At 57.2% G+C, this 17911-nt stretch carries 18 protein-coding genes; 10 read left to right on the top strand and 8 right to left on the bottom strand.

Going from position 1 to position 17911, the window contains the following annotated elements; genetic code table 11:
- Nucleotides 1–204 (top strand): hypothetical protein (locus PMX72_RS06955; RefSeq protein ID WP_271746193.1); only part of this gene is annotated, 204 nt, incomplete at its 5' end.
- Between the two features lie 6 nt (nucleotides 205–210).
- On the opposite strand, the gene gyrA is transcribed toward PMX72_RS06955, so the two are convergent.
- The 7 genes from gyrA to PMX72_RS06920 all read right to left on the bottom strand — a co-directional run bounded on the left by gyrA (nucleotide 211) and on the right by PMX72_RS06920 (nucleotide 11197).
- Nucleotides 211–2919, bottom strand: coding sequence for a DNA gyrase subunit A (gyrA, locus tag PMX72_RS06950; protein ID WP_271729421.1), 2709 nt, complete (start codon nucleotides 2917–2919; stop codon nucleotides 211–213).
- A 41-nt stretch (nucleotides 2920–2960) separates the two neighbouring features.
- Nucleotides 2961–4991 carry a DNA topoisomerase (ATP-hydrolyzing) subunit B gene (gene gyrB, locus PMX72_RS06945; protein ID WP_271729416.1) on the bottom strand — a complete coding sequence of 677 codons (2031 nt, stop codon included), beginning with the start codon at nucleotides 4989–4991 and terminating at the stop codon, nucleotides 2961–2963.
- 105 nt (nucleotides 4992–5096) lie between these two features.
- Nucleotides 5097–5660 (bottom strand): DciA family protein, encoded by a 564-nt coding sequence (locus tag PMX72_RS06940; RefSeq protein WP_271729415.1) that lies wholly within the window; start codon nucleotides 5658–5660, stop codon nucleotides 5097–5099.
- Nucleotides 5647–6753: a DNA replication/repair protein RecF gene (recF, locus tag PMX72_RS06935; protein ID WP_271729414.1), complete on the bottom strand. Its 1107-nt coding sequence runs from the start codon at nucleotides 6751–6753 to the stop codon at nucleotides 5647–5649. The genes PMX72_RS06940 and recF overlap by 14 nt, the downstream gene beginning before the upstream one ends.
- Before the next feature lie 9 nt (nucleotides 6754–6762).
- Entirely contained in the window at nucleotides 6763–7866 is a 1104-nt protein-coding gene (gene dnaN / locus PMX72_RS06930) for a DNA polymerase III subunit beta (RefSeq protein WP_099432409.1), read from the bottom strand.
- Nucleotides 7867–8104: 238 nt separating this feature from the next.
- Nucleotides 8105–9829 (bottom strand): DnaA ATPase domain-containing protein, encoded by a 1725-nt coding sequence (locus tag PMX72_RS06925; protein ID WP_334203749.1) that lies wholly within the window; start codon nucleotides 9827–9829, stop codon nucleotides 8105–8107.
- Nucleotides 9830–9844: 15 nt separating this feature from the next.
- Nucleotides 9845–11197 carry an ATP-binding protein gene (locus tag PMX72_RS06920; protein WP_271729413.1) on the bottom strand — a complete coding sequence of 451 codons (1353 nt, stop codon included), beginning with the start codon at nucleotides 11195–11197 and terminating at the stop codon, nucleotides 9845–9847.
- A gap of 345 nt (nucleotides 11198–11542) precedes the next feature.
- On the opposite strand from PMX72_RS06920, the gene rpmH reads away from it, so the two are divergent.
- From rpmH to PMX72_RS06875, 9 genes are all read left to right on the top strand, one after another.
- A complete protein-coding gene (gene rpmH, locus PMX72_RS06915; RefSeq protein ID WP_019127408.1) occupies nucleotides 11543–11677 on the top strand; it encodes a 50S ribosomal protein L34 in 135 nt (44 codons plus the stop codon).
- A 20-nt stretch (nucleotides 11678–11697) separates the two neighbouring features.
- Nucleotides 11698–12036, top strand: coding sequence for a ribonuclease P protein component (gene rnpA / locus PMX72_RS06910; RefSeq protein WP_082435526.1), 339 nt, complete (start codon nucleotides 11698–11700; stop codon nucleotides 12034–12036).
- A complete protein-coding gene (gene yidD / locus PMX72_RS06905) occupies nucleotides 12033–12257 on the top strand; it encodes a membrane protein insertion efficiency factor YidD (protein ID WP_022093804.1) in 225 nt (74 codons plus the stop codon). Before rnpA ends, yidD begins: the two co-directional genes overlap by 4 nt.
- 29 nt (nucleotides 12258–12286) lie before the next feature.
- Nucleotides 12287–13057: a YidC/Oxa1 family membrane protein insertase gene (locus PMX72_RS06900; protein ID WP_271729412.1), complete on the top strand. Its 771-nt coding sequence runs from the start codon at nucleotides 12287–12289 to the stop codon at nucleotides 13055–13057.
- A 44-nt stretch (nucleotides 13058–13101) separates the two neighbouring features.
- The gene (locus PMX72_RS06895) at nucleotides 13102–13671 is read left to right on the top strand and encodes a Jag family protein (protein ID WP_022093802.1); all 570 of its coding nucleotides are present in this window, start codon (nucleotides 13102–13104) and stop codon (nucleotides 13669–13671) included.
- 96 nt (nucleotides 13672–13767) lie between these two features.
- On the top strand, nucleotides 13768–14505 hold the full coding sequence (gene rsmG, locus PMX72_RS06890) for a 16S rRNA (guanine(527)-N(7))-methyltransferase RsmG (RefSeq protein WP_233540033.1): 738 nt from the start codon (nucleotides 13768–13770) through the stop codon (nucleotides 14503–14505).
- 134 nt (nucleotides 14506–14639) lie between these two features.
- Nucleotides 14640–15440: a ParA family protein gene (locus PMX72_RS06885; RefSeq protein ID WP_117584022.1), complete on the top strand. Its 801-nt coding sequence runs from the start codon at nucleotides 14640–14642 to the stop codon at nucleotides 15438–15440.
- Nucleotides 15433–16338 (top strand): ParB/RepB/Spo0J family partition protein, encoded by a 906-nt coding sequence (locus PMX72_RS06880; protein ID WP_271729411.1) that lies wholly within the window; start codon nucleotides 15433–15435, stop codon nucleotides 16336–16338. Before PMX72_RS06885 ends, PMX72_RS06880 begins: the two co-directional genes overlap by 8 nt.
- Nucleotides 16328–16582 (top strand): hypothetical protein, encoded by a 255-nt coding sequence (locus PMX72_RS06875; RefSeq protein ID WP_271729410.1) that lies wholly within the window; start codon nucleotides 16328–16330, stop codon nucleotides 16580–16582. Before PMX72_RS06880 ends, PMX72_RS06875 begins: the two co-directional genes overlap by 11 nt.
- A gap of 199 nt (nucleotides 16583–16781) precedes the next feature.
- Here PMX72_RS06875 and rlmN read toward each other — a convergent pair whose 3' ends face one another.
- Nucleotides 16782–17834: a dual-specificity RNA methyltransferase RlmN gene (gene rlmN, locus PMX72_RS06870; protein WP_055287295.1), complete on the bottom strand. Its 1053-nt coding sequence runs from the start codon at nucleotides 17832–17834 to the stop codon at nucleotides 16782–16784.
- Nucleotides 17835–17911: the final 77 nt, after the last annotated feature.

Genomic DNA, 17911 nt, shown 5'->3' with positions numbered 1-17911 from the left:
GAGATGGTTTTGGTTTGCTGCTCGGACAGTCCTGCGCAAGACGAAGGCCACATTAAGTGGCCTTCTTTGCGTGCGGAACTCGCGACAAACCAAAACCATCTCGTCAGCCCGGCGACCATGGGGTCCCAAGGTTTTCAAAAAAGCGGTCGGCGCGCAGGTGCGCCGACCGCCGATATATGGGGTCTGATATTTTCTACCAGCTAGGGCCTCTTACTCGTCTAGGAGATCTTCTGGCATATCGTTGCCGTCGCCTAGATCGACAGGGGTTTCTTCGGGGGCAGAGCCGTCTTCTGTGGCTTCGCCCTCGGGCTTCTCTTTGGCGGCCGTCATGCGGGCGACAGCGCATACGCGGTCGTTGTCGTCGACGGTCATCATCTTGACGCCCTGGGTAGCACGGCCAGTCTGGCTAATCTCATCGGTCTTGACGCGAATGACCGTCGCGCCCTCCGTCACGATGAACAACTCGTGCTGCGGGCCCACCGTCTTCATGGCCGCGAGGTTGCCCTTACGCTCGGTCATTTGGATGGTGTAGACGCCCTGGCCGCCGCGATTCTGCTCCGGGTAGTCCGCGACCGGCGTGCGCTTGCCGTAGCCGCGCTCGGTGATGACGAATAGATCGCCGTTGCCGTTAGTGACTTCCATGCCCAGAACGCTCACGCCGTCCTTCATACCGATACCGCGAACGCCGCTAGTATCGCGGCCGGTGGCGCGCACCTGCTCCTCGGAGAACACGATCGCCTTGCCCGCGGTGGTGGCCAGGATAATCTTGTCGCCCTCGCGCACGCGGCGCACGTTCAGCAGCGCGTCGTCGTCACGCAGGTTGATAGCGATCAGGCCGTCGCGGCGGCTGCGGTCATATGCGCTCATTACGGTCTTCTTGACCATGCCGCTCTTGGTGGCAAACATCAGGTACTCGTCGGCAGGGAACTCGCGGCAACTGATGACGCTCGCGATCTTCTCGCCCTCCTCGAAGGGCAGCAGGTTGACGATCGCGGTACCGCGCGCCTGGCGCGTACCCACCGGCAGCTCGTGCACCTTCAGGCGATAGACCTTACCCTTGTTCGAGAAGAACAGCACGTACTCGTGCGTGGACGCGATGAACATCTCGTCGATAACGTCGTCCTCTTTGAGGTTGACGCCCGACACGCCCTTGCCGCCGCGCTTCTGGGCGCGGTAGGCGGCCACCGGGATGCGCTTGACATAGCCGGTGTGGGTAATGGTCACGACCATGTCCTCGTCGGCAATGAGGTCCTCAACGTCCAGGTCCTTCTCGACATGGCTGATCTCGGTGCGGCGCTTATCGCCGAACTTCTTGGAGATCTCGCGCATCTCTTCCTTAATGACGCCCAGGATCTTCTCCTCGTGCGCCAGCAGGTCCTCGTAGTAGGCGATGGCGCGGCGCAAGCCGTCCAGCTCTTCCTGAATCTTGTCGCGCTCCAGGCCGGTCAGGCGGCGCAGCTTCATCTCGAGGATGGCCGTGGTCTGCTCGGGCGTAAAGCCAAAGCGCTCGATCAGGCGGCTGCTGGCCTCGGAATCAGTCTGCGAGGAGCGGATGATGCTGATGACCTCGTCGATATGGTCAAGGGCCATCAGGTAGCCCTCAAGGATATGCGCGCGGGCCTGGGCCTTCTTAAGGTCGAAGCGGGTGCGGCGGGTGACGACGTCGACCTGGTGGTCGATGTAGTGCTGCAGCATCTCTCGCAGGCTCAGGCATTTGGGAACGCCGTTGACAAGCGCCAGGTTGTTGGCGCCAAAGGTCGTCTGCAGCGAGGTGTACTTGTACAGGTTGTTGAGCACGACCTGCGGGATGACGCCCTTCTTGAGTTCGATGACCAGACGGATACCCTTCTGGTTGGACTCATCGCGCATGTCCGAGATGCCCTCGATGCGCTTGTCGTTGACGAGCTGGGCGATCTTCTCCTGCAGGGTGCCCTTGTTGACCATGTAGGGAATCTCGGTAAAGACCAGGCGGTTGCGGCCGGTCTTGGTGGATTCCACGTGGGCCTTGGCGCGCACGGTAATGGAGCCGCGGCCGGTCTCGTAGCTCTGCTTAATGCCGGCGCTGCCCATGATGATGGCGCCGGTGGGGAAGTCCGGACCGGGCATGATCTGCATGAGCTCGTCGACAGTGGCGTCGGGATTATCGATCAGGTAGCAGGTTGCCTCGATCGCCTCGGTGAGGTTATGCGGGGCGATATTGGTGGCCATGCCGACGGCGATGCCCTGGCTGCCGTTGACCAGCAGGTTGGGGAAGCGCGCAGGCAGCGCCTGAGGCTCGGCGAGCGATTCGTCGTAGTTGGGCTGCCAGTCGACGGTATCCTTCTGCAGGTCACGCAGCAGCTCCATGGCGGGCTTTGCCAGGCGGCTCTCGGTGTAACGCATGGCAGCGGCGCCGTCGCCGTCGATGTTGCCGAAGTTGCCGTGGCCGTCGATGAGCGGCGTGCGCATGGAGAACCACTGCGCCAGGCGAACCATTGCCTCGTAGACCGCGAAGTCACCATGCGGATGGTACTTGCCGATAACTTCGCCGACCGTCCAGGCCGACTTCTTGTGTGGGCGGTTGGGGTAGATGCCGCTCTCGTTCATCGCGTACAGAATGCGGCGGTGAACCGGCTTTAGGCCGTCGCGCACGTCCGGCAGGGCGCGCGCCGTGATGACCGACATCGAATACTCGATGAACGACTGTTTCATCTCACGGCCGAACTCCGAAATCTGGAGCTGGCCGCCATTGATATCCTCGCCGGCCGAGGCGCCACGGTCGACTTCGCCAAAGCTCTCCTCGAGCTCGGCGTCGTCTTCTTCCTCATCATCATCGGCATCGGGGTTATAGGCGTCCGGGTCGCCGTCCTCGCCCTGCTCAGCACGGGCAAGCAGGCGCTTCAGATCATCGGGCATACCGGCGTCGCCGGCCTCGTCCATACCCTCGTTGTTGTTGATATCGTCTGCCACGTTACCTCCTCTTAAGCGTCAAGGAATCGTGCATCATGCGCGTGTTTTTCAATGTACTCGCGGCGATAGCCGACCTCGGAACCCATGAGCTCGCGCACAGCGCGGTCCGCCACCACGGCGTCCTCGATCGACACGCGCTGCAGGATGCGGGTCTTGGGGTCCATCGTCGTCGAGGCAAGCTGCTTGGGGTCCATCTCACCCAGGCCCTTGTAGCGCTGGACGGTATAGCCCTTGCGCTTTTTGGTGATCTTGCCGTCCTTGGCCTTGCCGTCCTCGTCGTTATCGTCGGGGTTCAGGCCCAGACTCTGGATGGTGTCGCGCAGGATCTCGTCTTCGGGCTGGCGGCCGTTGGGATACACGTAGTGGATCTTGTTGCGCACCTTAATGCCAAAGATGGGCGGGCAGGCAACATAGACGTAGCCGGCATCGATCAGCGGACGCATGTACTTGTAGAAGAACGTCAGCAGCAGGATGCGGATATGCGCACCGTCGACGTCTGCATCGGTCATGATGATGATCTTGTGGTAGCGAGCCTTAGTGATATCGAAGTCGCCGCCGTCGCCGGCACTCGTCGTGACACCGCAGCCGATCGCGGTAATCAGCGACTGGATGGTGTCGCTCGAGAACGCGCGATGGTCACCAACGCGTTCGACGTTCAGAATCTTGCCGCGCAGGGGCAGAATCGCCTGGATGTCTCGGCGACGGCCGTCCTTGGCCGAACCGCCTGCCGAGTCGCCCTCTACGATGAAGAGCTCGGTCAGCTCGGCATCGCGCACCGAGCAGTCAGCGAGCTTACCGGGCAGGGACGCCGTCTCGAGCAGGCTCTTGCGGCGGGTCGCCTCGCGCGCCTTGCGGGCGGCGTTGCGCGCCTTGCAGGCCTGCTGCGCCTTCTTGACGATCTCGCGGGCGGGCTTGGGATGCTCCTCCAAGTAATCGGCGAGGCCGTCGGTCACGATCTTGAGCGTGAGCGCGCGCATATAGGAGCTACCGAGCTTTGCCTTGGTCTGGCCCTCAAACTGCGGATCGGGCAGCTTGACCGAGATAACGGCCGAAAGGCCCTCGCGCACATCGTCGCCGGTCAGGTTGGCGTCTTTTTCCTTGAGCAGGTTCTGTTTGCGCGCGTAGTCGTTGATCACGCGGGTGAGCGCGGTGCGGAAGCCCTCAAGGTGCATGCCGCCCTCGGGAGTGTAGATGTCGTTGGCGAACGACATGACGTTCTCGCCGTAGCCGCTATTCCACTGCAGGGAAACCTCAACCTCGCCCATCTTGGCCACAGGCGCGTCCGGATCCGATTTGCCCTCGATGTAGATGGGCTCCTTAAAGGCCTCAGGGACGTCCTTGCCCTCGTTGAGGAACTTGACGAAGTCGACGATGCCGCCCTCGTAGCAAAACTCCTCCACGTGGGGAGTCGCCTCGCGCTCGTCGGTCAGCACGATTTTGAGGTTCTTATTGAGGAACGCCGTCTCCTGCAGACGGTTGTGCAGCGTATCGAAATCGTAGATGCAGGTCTCGAAGATCTCGTCGTCGGGCCAGAAGGTGACGGTGGTGCCCGTCGAATCCGAGGTGCCCACGACCTCCATCTTCTTGACGGTCTTACCGCGCGAGAATTCCATCTCGTAGGTGTTGCCATCGCGACGAACCTGAACGACCACGCGCTTGGACAGTGCGTTGACGACGGAGATGCCCACGCCGTGCAGGCCGCCCGAGACCTTATAGGCCGAGTTATCGAACTTACCGCCGGCGTGCAGGATCGTCATGACGACCTCGAGCGTCGGGATCTTTTTAACAGGGTGCTCGTCGACGGGGATGCCGCGCCCGTCGTCGACGACCGTGATGGAGTTGTCGGCGTGGACCGTCACCTGGATCTCGGTGCAGAAACCGGCCATGGCCTCGTCGACGGAGTTGTCAACGATCTCCCACACCAGGTGATGCAGACCGCTGGCGCTCGTCGAGCCGATATACATGCCCGGGCGCTTACGAACGGCCTCGAGACCTTCGAGAATCTTAATCTCGCCGCCATCGTAATCGTTTTCGTTTGCCACACGTCCTCCTTCAGTCAAGAAAATGTGTACAGCCTTACTAGTTTATCGTAAAAAAATACCCTCGGGAACGAGGGTATTTGGCTCTACAAGGCCACCAGATGCGATTTAAGGCTCTTTTTTGCTTTGCACGCCCTTGGCCCACTCGGCACTGGCTCTCATGGCGTTCTCGAGGGCCTCGCGCAGTTTTTGGTCTTCGATGGGCGCCACTTGGCGCTCAATCTCGGTGCGCTCGGCCTCACTTAGGTCGGCGTGCGGGGCCGGCGGGCGCTCGGTCGTCGCCGGGCGCAGGCGCTCCTTGGCGGCGGGTGGCGTGTGACCGGGCGCGGTAGTTTTGAACACCAGGCCGTCCACATGCGCACCGGCGCGCTCCATGCGCGCGCGGATGATCTCGCGCAGCAGCGTCATTTCCTGCGTCCATGAGGGCGAGTCGAGATACACCAGCAGCTCATTGGACTCGGGCAGGTAACGCAGCCCCGTCACATGCCGCCCCTCGCGCGTGCCCGAGCACACCGCATTCCAGGCGCGATAGACCGCACGAGACTCCTCTGCAGCCTCCATCTGCGCACGACGCCTAGGCGTTGCAGCCGCCAGGATGCGCTGGCGCTCTGCGTTCAAAAACCCGCTGAAGGCGACCGTCTCGCTCTCGCGCTCGTAATTAGCACGTCTCACCCATGCTCACCACCTTGGCTCGATCAAGCAGGTCATCGGTAAAGTACCCCAGGTTGGTCGTAGTTATGACCGTCTGGATATCATCGCCGATCAGCCGCAGGAAAGCGCCGCGACGCTCGCCGTCGAGCTCGCTCATCACGTCGTCCAGAAGCAGCAGCGGGGCAGTGCCCAGGACATCGCGAGCCACGGCGACCTCGGCCACCTTCCAGGACAGCACCAGCGTGCGCTGCTGTCCTTGGCTGGCAAATGAACGGGCGGAGCGACCCGCCACGGTGAACTCAATCTCGTCGCGATGCGGGCCCACAAGCGTCACGCCGCGGCGCAGCTCCTCGTCGGCATGCTCGTCAAGGGCGGCCAGCATGCGCTCGTACGCCCAGCCCTTCAGCTCTTCGCGATCCTCGACCTGGGGCAAATCCCCCAGCGTGGACGCATAGGTCACGTTGGCGGTCTCACCTGACGCCACTTGCCCGTAGGCAGTGTGCACATGGCCCGCCAGCCGGTCGAGCAGGGCCAATCGGTGCACGAGCAGGGCCGAGCCCGCGCGGGCAATCGAATCGTTCCACGCGCCGAGCATCTCGCGGCAGCACCAGGTCTCCTTGAGCAAGGCGTTACGCTGGGTCACGCAGCGCCCATAGGTGCTCGCAAGATCGGCATAGCGTGCGCTCAGCTGCATGCCAAAGTCATCGAGGGCGGCTCGGCGCACACTGGCGCCTCGCTTAACCATGTCCAGATGGTCGGGGCAAAACAGCACGCTCGGCAGAACCCCGCGCACACCGGCGGCAGAGCATCTCTTGCCGTTGCGGCTAAACGAGCGTTTACCGTCCTCCGCGCTCAATCCCATATCAAGCACGCGGCCGTTGCCCTCGAGCCTCAGCTCGATCTTGCACGAGCCCACGCCGTCATGGACGAGCTCGGCTGCGGTCGAATGCCTAAACGAGGCGCCGCTCGTCAGCAGCTGCAGCGCCTCTATAAGATTGGTCTTTCCCGCCGCGTTGGGTCCCGCAAGTATCGTCACGCCCTCGTCCAGGGCAAGGCGATAGCTATCGAAGCTGCGGTAGTGCGCGACGGAAAGATCGCGGGCGAACATGGTCATGGCGCAGCGCTAGATGCGGACCGGCATGACCAGGTACAGGTAGTTGATCTTGTCGTAGGACTTGAAGATGCCCGCCTGCGAGTAGCTCTTGAGCTCCAGCGTGATCTCCTTCTCCTTGGACAGGGCATTGAGGCAGCCGAAAATGTAGTGGTAGTTGAAGGCGATGGTACCCGACTCGCCCTCGGCCTCGACATCGATCGTCTCCTGCGCAAGGTCCTGGTCATTGGAAATGGAGGACAGGCCCATCTGCCCGTTCTCGACATCGATCTCGAACTTGACGGCGGGGTTGGCGCTCGCGATAACGGCCACGCGCTTGAGGGCGGCGTTAAAGGCGGCGACGTCGATCTTGACGCTCGTCACGCAAGAATCGGGGATGAGCTGCTTGTAGTTGGGGTACACGCCCTCGATGCGACGCGACACGTAGGTGGTGTTGCCGGCCTCGAAGACGACCTGGGTGTCGGTAGCCCCGATCATGATGGTCGCCTGGCTGGCCATGATGTTCAGCGCGTCGTTAAAGGCGTCAGCCGGAACGTTGAGCTCAAAGGAGCCCTCGAGGGTCGAGGTCTCGACCTGCGTATCGCACACGGCCAAGCGGAAGGAATCGGTCGCCACCAGGCGTACGGTGTTGTTCTCGACCTTCATGTGCACGCCGCCCAGGATGGGGCGAGCCTTGTCGGTCGAGGTGACGCGCCACACGCGGCCGACCATTTCGGACAAGACATCGGTCGGCAGCTCCACGGCACTCTCGATGGCATAGGCCGGAAACTCGGGGAAGTCATTGGCATCGAGCGTGTTCAGCCTAAAAGAGCTCTTCTCGCAACCAATCAGCACCTGGCGCTCGGACAGCTCAAAGGTGACCGGGGCATCGGGGAGGGTCTTGGTGATATTGGAGAGCATCTTACAGGGGATAACCATCTCGCCCTCTTCTTCGACATGCGCCGCGATGCGATGACGGATCGAGATAGTGTAGTTAGAGGTCTGGAATTCCAAGATGCCGTCTTGGGCCTTAACGAGCACGCCCGACAGGATGGGAAGGGTGGATGCCGAAGCGACACCCTTCATAACGACGCCGATGGCTTGTGTAAGCGAGCTCTGGCTGACGGTGAACTTCATCTTTTAATACCTTTCTATAGATATAAATATCTTAATAATAGTAATAGCACTGACGAAACTGTTGATTACTCCCAAAGACGCAGGTCAGACCAAGAAAGAGAATCGACAGCAACCTGTGTGCAACAGGGGTGGTTTTCCACGTTCAAAACCTGCGCAAAACTTTTCATCACCGCGGGTTGGGTTTTAGACACCTTATGCCCGTGGTTTCGACAAGTTTTCAACAGGTGTCTCTATTTCCCTACGAGCGCAGTGTAATTTTATCGCGCAGCGACTTGAGGTCTTCGGTGACGGTGCGGTCTTCCTGGATCATCTTCTGGACCTTTTTGTAACTCGTGCTGACGGTCGAGTGGTTGCGGTTGCCAAATTCGGCGCCCACCGCCGTGGTCGTCATCTCGCACATCTCGATGGCCAGGTAGATAGCGATATGGCGTGCTTTGGCGATATTGGAGTTGCGACGCGGGCCGATGAGCTCCTCGTGCGTCACGCCGTACTGCTCTTCGATGACGGACTGAACCGTCTGGACGTTGATCTTTTTGGCCGATGTGTCAAAGTACTGGCTGGCGATGGCGTCGATATCGTCAAAGGTGAGCTCCCCGCCCTCGCGCTCGCGGTCGCCCGCCTCGCCGGCGCAGCGCTCGCAAAAGCTCTCGAGTTCGCGGATGTTGGTGCCCGAGACCTCGGCCATGTGTTTAAAGTGCTCGTCGGTTAGGTGCCCGCCGTCGCCCCCATAGGCCGCCAGCAGCGAGTCGTCGCCTGCCTCGGGAGCGGCGACGATGGTGTTCTCGTAATAGCGCTGCAAGATCTTGTATTTCATTTCGTAGCTGGGCTCTGAGACCAGGCAGAGCATGCCGGCGTTGAAGCGGCTGGTTAGACGCTCGTCCATGCTCAGGTCCTTGGGGGCGCGGTCTGCCGCGATGACGACCTTCTTGTTGTTGCGGATGAACTCGTCCATGAGCTGGAAAAAGTAGTCCACGCTCGCGCGCTTGCCGATGATGTTTTGGATGTCGTCGATGATGAGCACGTCCACGCCGTGGTACGCCTGCATGATGGGGGCGTTGCTCTTCTTTTGGCGGTCGAACTCGGTCATCAGGTCGTCCAGATATGCCTGGGAGTTGGCATACTTGACCTTGATCTCGGGCGACTTTTCGGCGAGCTCGTTTTTGATGGCAAGCAGCAGGTGCGTCTTGCCCAGGCCCGATTTGCCGTAGATGAACAGTGATGTGCACGTGCCCCGCTCGTCCGCGAGGGCGGCAAACTTGAGTGCCGAGCGATAGGCATGGCTGTTCTCGGGGCCGTAGACAAAGTTCTCAAAGGTAAATTTTGAGTTCGCGGCGAGCGGGGCTCCATCCGTATTCTGTTCGGCCGGCGCGGTCGGTGCTGGCATGGGTGAAGCGGGGGTCGCAGCTTGCGTGGATTTAGTTGGCGCTCCGCCCTTCATCTGGTTCATCATGCGACGAAAATCATCGGCCGAGAGCGTGTTCTTGATTGCAATGCCCGAATCCGCGCCCGTCGTTGCGTCGTGAGCGATGGGCATGTGCGTGACGGGTGCGTTCGTTGACGTCGCCGCCGCGGTCGGCAACGGTGCCATGGTTTCACGGGAAACATCGCTGTGCTGGTGCCCGATTGTCGGCACGTCGCCTGCGGAGGCCGGCGCCGCCGGGGAAGCAGCGGGGGCCGTGGCGGGCGCCGTCGCGGCAGCGGATTCCGTCGCGGCGCCTTGCGGTGCCACGATGTCGAGCGCAATCGGTGCAAAGGCGATTTCTTCCAGATAGGCCTCAATGGTCGGCTGATGCTTTTTGAGCTGCGCGATGGCAAAGCGCGAGGGGGCCTCGACCGTGAGCGTATCTTCGGTTAGGCTTATGGCGCGCGATTGCCCCAGCATGTTGATGAGGCGTGCATCTTGGCCGTCGCGCTGGCAAAAGGCGATGGCATCCCCCAGGATGATGCTTGCTTCCTCGTCCACTATCTCTCCCGTTCTTTAGCTCTGAGCTCGCACGCGAGCGGCGCCGAGTTCGGTCAGATGGTATTTCTGGCCATGCTTGATGACCAAGCCGGCCTGCGCCAAGTCATTGAGCGTGCGTGACCAAGTGGGGGCCGAGTTTCCAAACGCCCTCGCCAGATCGGTAGCACCGCACGCTTGATTTTGCGCCAGATAGCCCAGCGCGGCGTTGCCGCGATCGCTTACGAACACGTCCGGTTGTGGCTGCGCATACTGATTTGCTGCATTAGGATACATCATTTGAGCTGCTGGTTGTTGAGAACTCTGCATCGGCGGCATTTGCTGTTGAAAACTTTGAGGCCACTGTTGGTAAGGCTGCGGAGTCATCTGCTGGGCCCAGGGGTTGTGCTGCTGCTGCGGCATCTGCTGGTACGGCTGCTGATATCCCTGCTGGTACTGCTGTGGGAACTGCTGGCCATACCCCAGTGGCGGCATCTGCTGATATGGATATCCCTGTTGGTACGGCTGATATCCCATTTGCTGGCCACCCGGTGCCCCCGTCGCCTGCTGCATTGCTGCTGCATCCTGATCCGCCAGCGGCATGGCCTCTGGCACGTTTGGCGGCATCGACATCGACGCCGCCTGGGACTCTTGTGTAGGAAGCATTCCGGGCTGCTGCATCTGTCCCACGCGGGGCTGCATCTGTTGCGTTGCCATGGGCTGCTGCGCAAAAGCTCCCGGCAGGGGATATGCGGGCTGCTCCGTCTCGGGCCGCACGGCAGCACCGCGCCCGCCGGCGCGTTCGATTTCCTGCACGCGTTTAGGATCCAGGCTTACCGTAACCACGGTGCCGTTGCCCATGTTGTCCTCGATGGACACGGCCCCGCCGGCGTTTTCCAAATACTCCTGCACCATGGGAAACCCTGCTCCGGTTCCACGGATATAGCGCTTCATCTTGCTGTTTGCGCTGGTAACGCCAAAGTCGAAAGCGCGCTCCTTGTCGTCGATGCCGGGTCCTTGATCAGCAAAGCGGATGGTGTCTCCGCCGTCCAGAATCGAGATGATGGGCTCGGCAAAGTGCGCGTGGATAAAGTTTTCGACAATCTCGCGGATGACCATGAGCGAGATATGGCCACCTTGTTCTTTCATGCACTGGTAGACGGTGTTGGTCGTCTCTTCCAAATACGTGCGGACATCTTGCGGATCAATGACGATCACACGCGGTGTCGACAGCATGTCGTCATAGACGGCGATGCGCGCGGCGTACATGACTTTTGGCGCCTGCGTGGTCGTCTGCTCGCCTTCCTCACGCTCTTCGCGCACGCCGGTGATGTGCTCGTTGTCGGGTGCCGGGTCTCCGGAATCGACCATGGTGTAAAAGTCGTCAGACATGCCGCTCGCAATCTTTCAAAAGGTTTCGAACAAATAGTAGCTCACCGTGCAATGTTTCTCATCTTTCGACAACTTTTCAAAACCTGTTGAAAACTTTGGAAAACGGACGAAAAGTTCTCAACATTGCCAACATGACCTGTTGAAAACTCGATGAAATATCGTGAAAAGTTGCCATGCACCGCTAAATCGAGCTCGGCTTATGGGGGAACCGTGTGAACTGCGCAACCTTTTACCTTTGATTTCTTGACATTTGAACATTGATTTCCCTACAATCTTCAAGCTCACGTGTCTATATCTGCGTCCGCGCCCCCGCGGACACTCGAAATGCAGCAGGAGGAACTTAAGATGAAGCGTACGTATCAGCCTAATAAGCGTAAGCGTGCCAAGACCCATGGCTTCCGTGCCCGTATGGCCACTAAGGGTGGTCGTGCCGTGCTCGCCCGTCGTCGCGCCAAGGGCCGCAAGCGTCTCACTGTCTAGCAGCGATACACACATCTCGCATGAAGACTATTAAGTCTCGGCAAGATTTCGAGCATGTGTTCAGTCAGGGGCGTCGTTTCAATCACCCTCTGATTCGAATGACCATATGTGAATCGGTTGGCGAAGGCGACTCCGGAAGGGTCGCCTTCGTTGGTGCTAAACGGCTCGGTTGTGCTGTCGTGCGCAACCGTTCTAAGCGTGTGATGCGCGAGGCCGCCCGCAGCTGTGGATTTCCCGTTGCGGGTTATGACATCATCTTGTTCGCAACTCCCAAGACGAGGGTTTCTTCGCCTCAGGAGATGGACAATGCATTGCGTTCGCTTATGAAACGCGCCGGCGTTGCCGGGGAGGAGCGATGAGCAATCACGTTTTGCGACGTGTTGCCATCGCTCCTATTCGCATATATCAACAGGTTATTTCGCCCTTATTGCCTGACGCCTGCATTTATTACCCAACGTGCTCGCAATACGCCGTCCAGGCGATTGAGAAGTACGGTGTTTTGAGAGGCTGCTGGCTTGCCGTGAGGCGCATCGCTCGCTGCAATCCCCTGCACGTCGGCGGTTATGACCCTGTGCCCTAGCGGGCACTCGCTATCGGAGGAAAACTTACATGTGGGATTGGATCGTTAACATCCTTTTCGAGCTGCTCAAGCTCATCCAGACCTTTGCGGTCGACTGGGGCCTGTCCATCATCATCCTGGTGGTCATCATCCGTCTGCTGCTGACGCCGCTTATGCTCAAGTCGACTAAGTCGACGGCACGCATGCAGGTGCTGCAGCCCAAGATGCTCGAGATCCAGGAGCGCTATGCCGACGATCCCCAGCGTCAGGCCGAGGAAATGCAGAAGTTCTACAGCGAGAACAAGTTCAACCCGATGGCTGGTTGTCTGCCGCTGTTGATTCAGATGCCTGTCCTGTTCGCCCTATTTACGCTGCTGCGTAACCTGCCGGACTACTTTAACGACGGCACGTTCTCGTTCTTTAATATTCTGCCCGACCTGACCACCACGCCGAGTGCCTCCTTTGCCGATGGCTTTATGGTCGCGCTGCCTGCGCTGGTCTGCCTGATCCTGTTCGTTGTCCTGACCCTGATTCCGCAGCTCTATATGTCGCGCAACCAGACCGGCCAGCAGGCTCAGAGCATGCGTATGATGGCCGTTGTCATGACGGTCATGATGCTTTGGATGGGCTGGAGCTTTCCCGTTGGTGTTCTGCTGTACTACGACGTCTCGTCTGCTTGGCAGGTTATCCAGCAGATTTTTGTGACGCAGAAGGTCATCGACAAGGCGAAGGCCGATGAGGAGGAGCGCCTTAAGAACGCGCCGCTGCAGGTTGAGGTCACTCGTCGCGAGAAGAAGCCGCGCCCGCACAAGAAGAAGTAGCGGGATATCAATCTTATTTAGGTACCTAACTTTTGGAGTACGTTATGTCTGAAGAGATCATCGAGGATATGCTTGAGGAGGTTGCCCCGCAGGTCGCGGGCGATTATCCCGAGATTGCACAGCGCTACAAGGCCGGTGAAGAGCTGACCGACGAGGAACTCGACACCATTGCCGATGTCGCGATTTCCATCCTGCGTTCCATCCTTTCGCACTTCGATGCCGCCAACTCTCCTATCGATGAGTATGAGGGCGACGAGGGTGAGCTGATTCTGGATGTAACGGCTCCCGACCTTGCTGTTCTCATTGGCCGTCATGGTCGCACCCTTGATGCCCTTCAGGTTATGTTCTCTTTGCTAGTGAGCCGCAAGCTTGGCTTTAGGTATCCGGTTGTAGTGGACGTCGAGGGATACAAGAGCCGCCGTCAGGACAAGGTTGCCTCCATGGCTCAGTCTGCAGCCGAGCGTGCCATCCGCACTCATAAGAGTGTTTCGCTTCCGCCCATGAATGCCTACGAGCGCCGACTGGTTCACATTGCACTTCGTGGCAATGACGCCGTCGATACTCATTCTGAGGGTTCTGACCCCGATCGCCATGTGGTGATTGTTGCTCGATAATCTACTCGAGCTTATGCTAAGGGGACGTGGTTTCCACGTCCCCTTTTTTTGTCAAAAGTTCTCGATACACTGATTTTTGTCAGAAAGGAGCTTTCGTTGTTAGTACTTACTGATCAGCAGGCTGACGAGATGTTGAGTCGTCTAACTTCCTATTGCAAAGAGTATTCCTTGAGCTTAACTGATACTGAGCTGAGGAAATGTATTCAACATTTGGATTTGGTTCTCGAAACAAATAAGACAACCAATCTCACCCGTATTCTTAACATAGAAGATGCTGTGGTACTTCATATCCTCGACTCACTTGTTTTGCTCCCCTATATCAATAAGGCTCCTGAGGGAGCTTTGCTCGATATGGGAACAGGTGCGGGCTTCCCTGGTATTCCGTTAACCATAACCACGCATCGTAAAGCTACTTATATTGACTCTGTTGGTAAGAAGGTTGATGCTGTCAATTCTTTTGTTGATGTTCTTGGATTGAAACATGCTCATGCGGTTCATGATCGCCTTGAAGAATATGCTCGAAGCCATAAGAAGCAGTTTTCTGTCGTAACCGCCCGCGCACTTGCCCCTCTACCGATTCTTGTTGAGTATGCTGCTCCGTTCCTCAAAGACGGAGGGCTATTTGTTATCACCAAGGGTAATCCTTCGGATGAGGAGCTTGCTTCCGGCATGTCAGCAGCTAAGATTTGCGGCTTCACTTTGCTTCTGAATGACGCAATCGATTTGCCTGAGGGCTTGGGCCACAGGGAGTTCATTGTTCTTAAAAAGAGTCATCCGGCATCCGTTTCATTGCCTCGTGCAAATGGCATGGCAAAGAAGAATCCGCTTGCCTAGATGTTTCACGTGAAACATAATGGATACTAACAACTTGCAGTGTTTCACGTGAAACATGGCGGTTGATATCGAATCGGAATGTTTCACGTGAAACATCCTCCGTTTGACAGCTTTAATACACACCAGGAGGGACCGTGGGATTTCGCGACGTTAAGCGTTCTAAGAGCGCAAAAGACACGCGTATCATTGCAATCATCAATCAAAAAGGCGGCGTCGGTAAGTCAACGACGGCTGTGAACCTTGCAGCAGCACTGGGTGAGCAGGGTCGTAAGACACTGATTGTCGATTTTGATCCGCAGGGAAACAGCACCAGTGGATTTGGAATTGAAAAAGAAGACCTTGATCGCTGCATCTATGATGCATTGTTGAATGATGTGCCGGCAGAATCGCTTGTTCTTGATACAAATTGCAAAAAGGTATTCGTAATTCCAGCTACGATTCAGCTTGCAGGTGCCGAAATTGAGCTCGTAAGCGCAATTGCTCGTGAAACCCGCCTCAAAGATTTGCTTGAGCCGATTCAGGACGAGTTCGATTTTATTTTCATTGACTGTCCTCCTTCGCTCGGCCTGCTTACTATCAATGCCTTGACCGCAGCAGACAGCGTTTTGATTCCGATCCAGTGCGAGTACTACGCACTCGAGGGCGTTACGAAGCTGCTAGAGTCAATGAAGATGGTCAAATCACGTCTGAACAAGGGCTTAGACACATATGGTGTGCTTATGACCATGTATGACTCGCGTACTTCTCTATCGAATCAGGTTGTTGAGGAGGTTCAATCGTACTTTGGTGATAAGGCATTTAAGACGCTAATCCCCCGTACGGTTAAAATCTCCGAAGCTCCGTCTTTTGGAGAACCGGTAATTACCTATGCACCTCAAAATAAGGGTGCAAAAGCGTATATGAACCTTGCAAAAGAGGTGATCAAGCGTGCCTAGTGTAAAGAAACGTGGCGGATTGGGACGTGGACTCAATGCTTTGGTCTCAGAGGCCGAGTATGAGACCGGTGGTTCTGCTGTATCTGCTTCAAATGCCGCATCTGTAACAAAACTAGCTATTGAGGATATCGTTCCCAACCCTAATCAACCGCGAATTCATTTTAATGAAACTGAACTTCGCGAGTTGAGCGAGTCAATCCAAGAGCATGGCGTTTTGCAGCCGCTCTTGGTTCGCAAGCATGGAAACGGCTATGAGATTATCGCTGGTGAGCGTCGTTACCAGGCGTCAAAGCTTGCTGGTCTTGAGGAGCTGCCTGTCATCATTAAAGATGTTAATGATGAAGAGATGCTGGCTCTTGCTCTTATCGAAAACCTTCAGCGTTCTGATCTGAATCCCGTCGAAGAGGCTAAGGGCTATCGCCAGCTCATTGATGCCAGCGGTATGACCCAGGAGGCATTGTCGAAGGCAGTAAGCAAATCACGCTCTGCAATTACAAATTCGTTGCGCCTTCTTGATCTCCCCGAAGTAGTTCAGCAGATGATTTTTGAGGGTAAACTTACTGCTGGTCATGCACGTGCGATTCTTGCAGTTCCCTATGAGGATGCTCGAATTCGACTTGCAGAAAAGGTTGTTGCAGAGGGCCTTTCCGTAAGAGCGACAGAAAATCTTGCTCCATTGTTTTCTGCCGGAGAGACGCCTAAGACGCCGAGGCCTGCAACGCCTCAGTCTTTTAAAAAGGCTGCCCGTGTGCTTCGCCAGGTATTTAATACCAACGTGCGTGTGAAGAGCTCGCGTGGAAAGAATAAGATTGAAATTGAGTTTAAAGACGAAGAAGAGCTTTCTCGTATTCTTGGTGAAATGATTCAGTTTGATCAAGGGGGCCAAGATGAGGAATAAGATTATAGCTGCGATTGCATTGGCGACGACTGTCGCGGCTGGTGCCTTTGCTGGCTATAAGATCGCGACAGACGATGAACTTCGGGGTCGTTTGCTTCGTAGCGCGCAAGATATCGTCGATACTTCAAAGAAGAAAATGGATGTTATGACAGAAGATGTTGCCATGCGTACTGCTCAGGTAACGAAGAATCCCAAGATTAATCAAGGTTGGGTTAGCAACCAATGGGAAAATGTAGGCTATTAGGTACCTAACAATTACCCTGCATATTTTGAGGGGCCCTTGTCTGATTCATGAGACAAGGGCCCTTTATTTTGTCCGTAAAAAATGGGAAAGGTAGCAGTTGGTCCAAAATTGAGGTCGATAAATGAAACGGCCCCGGTTGCATATCCTGCAACCGGGGCCGTTCGATGTTTCACATGAAACGTATTGGGGTGCGACTCCCCTATGCGTTCTTCTGAACTTTGAAGCGCTGCTTCAGCTGTCCACAAGCGGCGTCAATATCGTTACCACGGGAGTTGCGAATCGTGGTCTCGATGCCACGGGACTCAAGACGACGCTGAAGATCCTCAACCTTATGAATCGGCGACGGCTTGAGCGGGCTGCCCTCGATGTCGTTAAGCTGAATCAGGTTAACGTGGCACAGCGTTCCCTCGCAGAAGTCGCAGAGCGCCTGCATCTCGGGATTCGTATCGTTGACGCCTTCGATCATGGCATACTCATAGGTCGGGCGGCGGCCAGTCTTCTCGGTGTAGAGCTGAAGCGCCTCGTGAAGGCGAAGCAGCGTGTACTTCTTAACACCGGGCATAAGCTTATTGCGTGTCGACTGGATGGCGGAATGCAGGGAAACGGCAAGCGTGAACTGCTCGGGGATGTCGGCAAATTTGCGAATACCGGGAATAACGCCGCTGGTGGAGACGGTGAGGTGACGAGCGCCGATACCGATGCCATCGGGGTCGTTGAGGATTCGCAGCGCCTTGAGAACCTCGTCGTAGTTGGCAAACGGCTCGCCCTGGCCCATGAAGACAACGCTCGTGGCACGTTCGCCAAAGTCGTTGGATACATGAAGCACCTGGTCGACGATCTCCTGAGCTGTCAGAGAGCGCTTGAGGCCGTTGAGACCGGTAGCGCAAAAGGCGCAGCCCATGCCGCAGCCTGCCTGGGTGGAAACGCAGACGGAAAGCTTGTTACGACGGGGCATGCCGACAGTCTCGACGGAAACGCCGTCGTGGTACTCGAGCAGATACTTGCGAGAGCCATCTTTGGAAACCTGCTTGGTGAGTTCAGTCGGCGTATCAAAGGCAAAAGCCTCTTTAAGCTGCTCACGGAAAGCCTTGGGAAGGTTGGTCATATCGTCAAACGAACAAACGTTCTTCTCAAAGACCCATTCGATGAGCTGCTTCGCGCGGAAGGCGGGCTGGCCAAGTTCGGCCACGAGCTCGCGAATATCGTTTTGGCTCAAGTCGCGAATGTCCTGAGATTTAGTCCTGGGATTCATGGAAGCCTTTCGATTTTGGGGAAACGTAGAGGGTATCGCTACAATATGGTATCAGCTGCAGAAATTATAGAGGAGGA

This window comes from Collinsella aerofaciens (assembly GCF_028207065.1).
GTDB classification, from domain to species: Bacteria; Actinomycetota; Coriobacteriia; order Coriobacteriales; family Coriobacteriaceae; genus Collinsella; species Collinsella aerofaciens_AR.
Note: the sequence above shows the minus strand (reverse complement) of the source record. Positions and strands in the feature narration are given on the sequence as shown.

Coding starts and splice junctions, on each gene's coding strand:
- PMX72_RS06900 (WP_271729412.1), top strand. CDS start 12,287: ATGTGGGATTGGATCGTTAACATCCTTTTCGAGCTGCTCAAGCTCATC.
- gyrA (WP_271729421.1), bottom strand. CDS start 2,919: ATGGACGAGGCCGGCGACGCCGGTATGCCCGATGATCTGAAGCGCCTG.
- PMX72_RS06875 (WP_271729410.1), top strand. CDS start 16,328: ATGAGGAATAAGATTATAGCTGCGATTGCATTGGCGACGACTGTCGCG.
- PMX72_RS06895 (WP_022093802.1), top strand. CDS start 13,102: ATGTCTGAAGAGATCATCGAGGATATGCTTGAGGAGGTTGCCCCGCAG.
- yidD (WP_022093804.1), top strand. CDS start 12,033: ATGAGCAATCACGTTTTGCGACGTGTTGCCATCGCTCCTATTCGCATA.
- rnpA (WP_082435526.1), top strand. CDS start 11,698: ATGAAGACTATTAAGTCTCGGCAAGATTTCGAGCATGTGTTCAGTCAG.
- rpmH (WP_019127408.1), top strand. CDS start 11,543: ATGAAGCGTACGTATCAGCCTAATAAGCGTAAGCGTGCCAAGACCCAT.
- dnaN (WP_099432409.1), bottom strand. CDS start 7,866: ATGAAGTTCACCGTCAGCCAGAGCTCGCTTACACAAGCCATCGGCGTC.
- PMX72_RS06920 (WP_271729413.1), bottom strand. CDS start 11,197: ATGTCTGACGACTTTTACACCATGGTCGATTCCGGAGACCCGGCACCC.
- rlmN (WP_055287295.1), bottom strand. CDS start 17,834: ATGAATCCCAGGACTAAATCTCAGGACATTCGCGACTTGAGCCAAAAC.
- recF (WP_271729414.1), bottom strand. CDS start 6,753: ATGACCATGTTCGCCCGCGATCTTTCCGTCGCGCACTACCGCAGCTTC.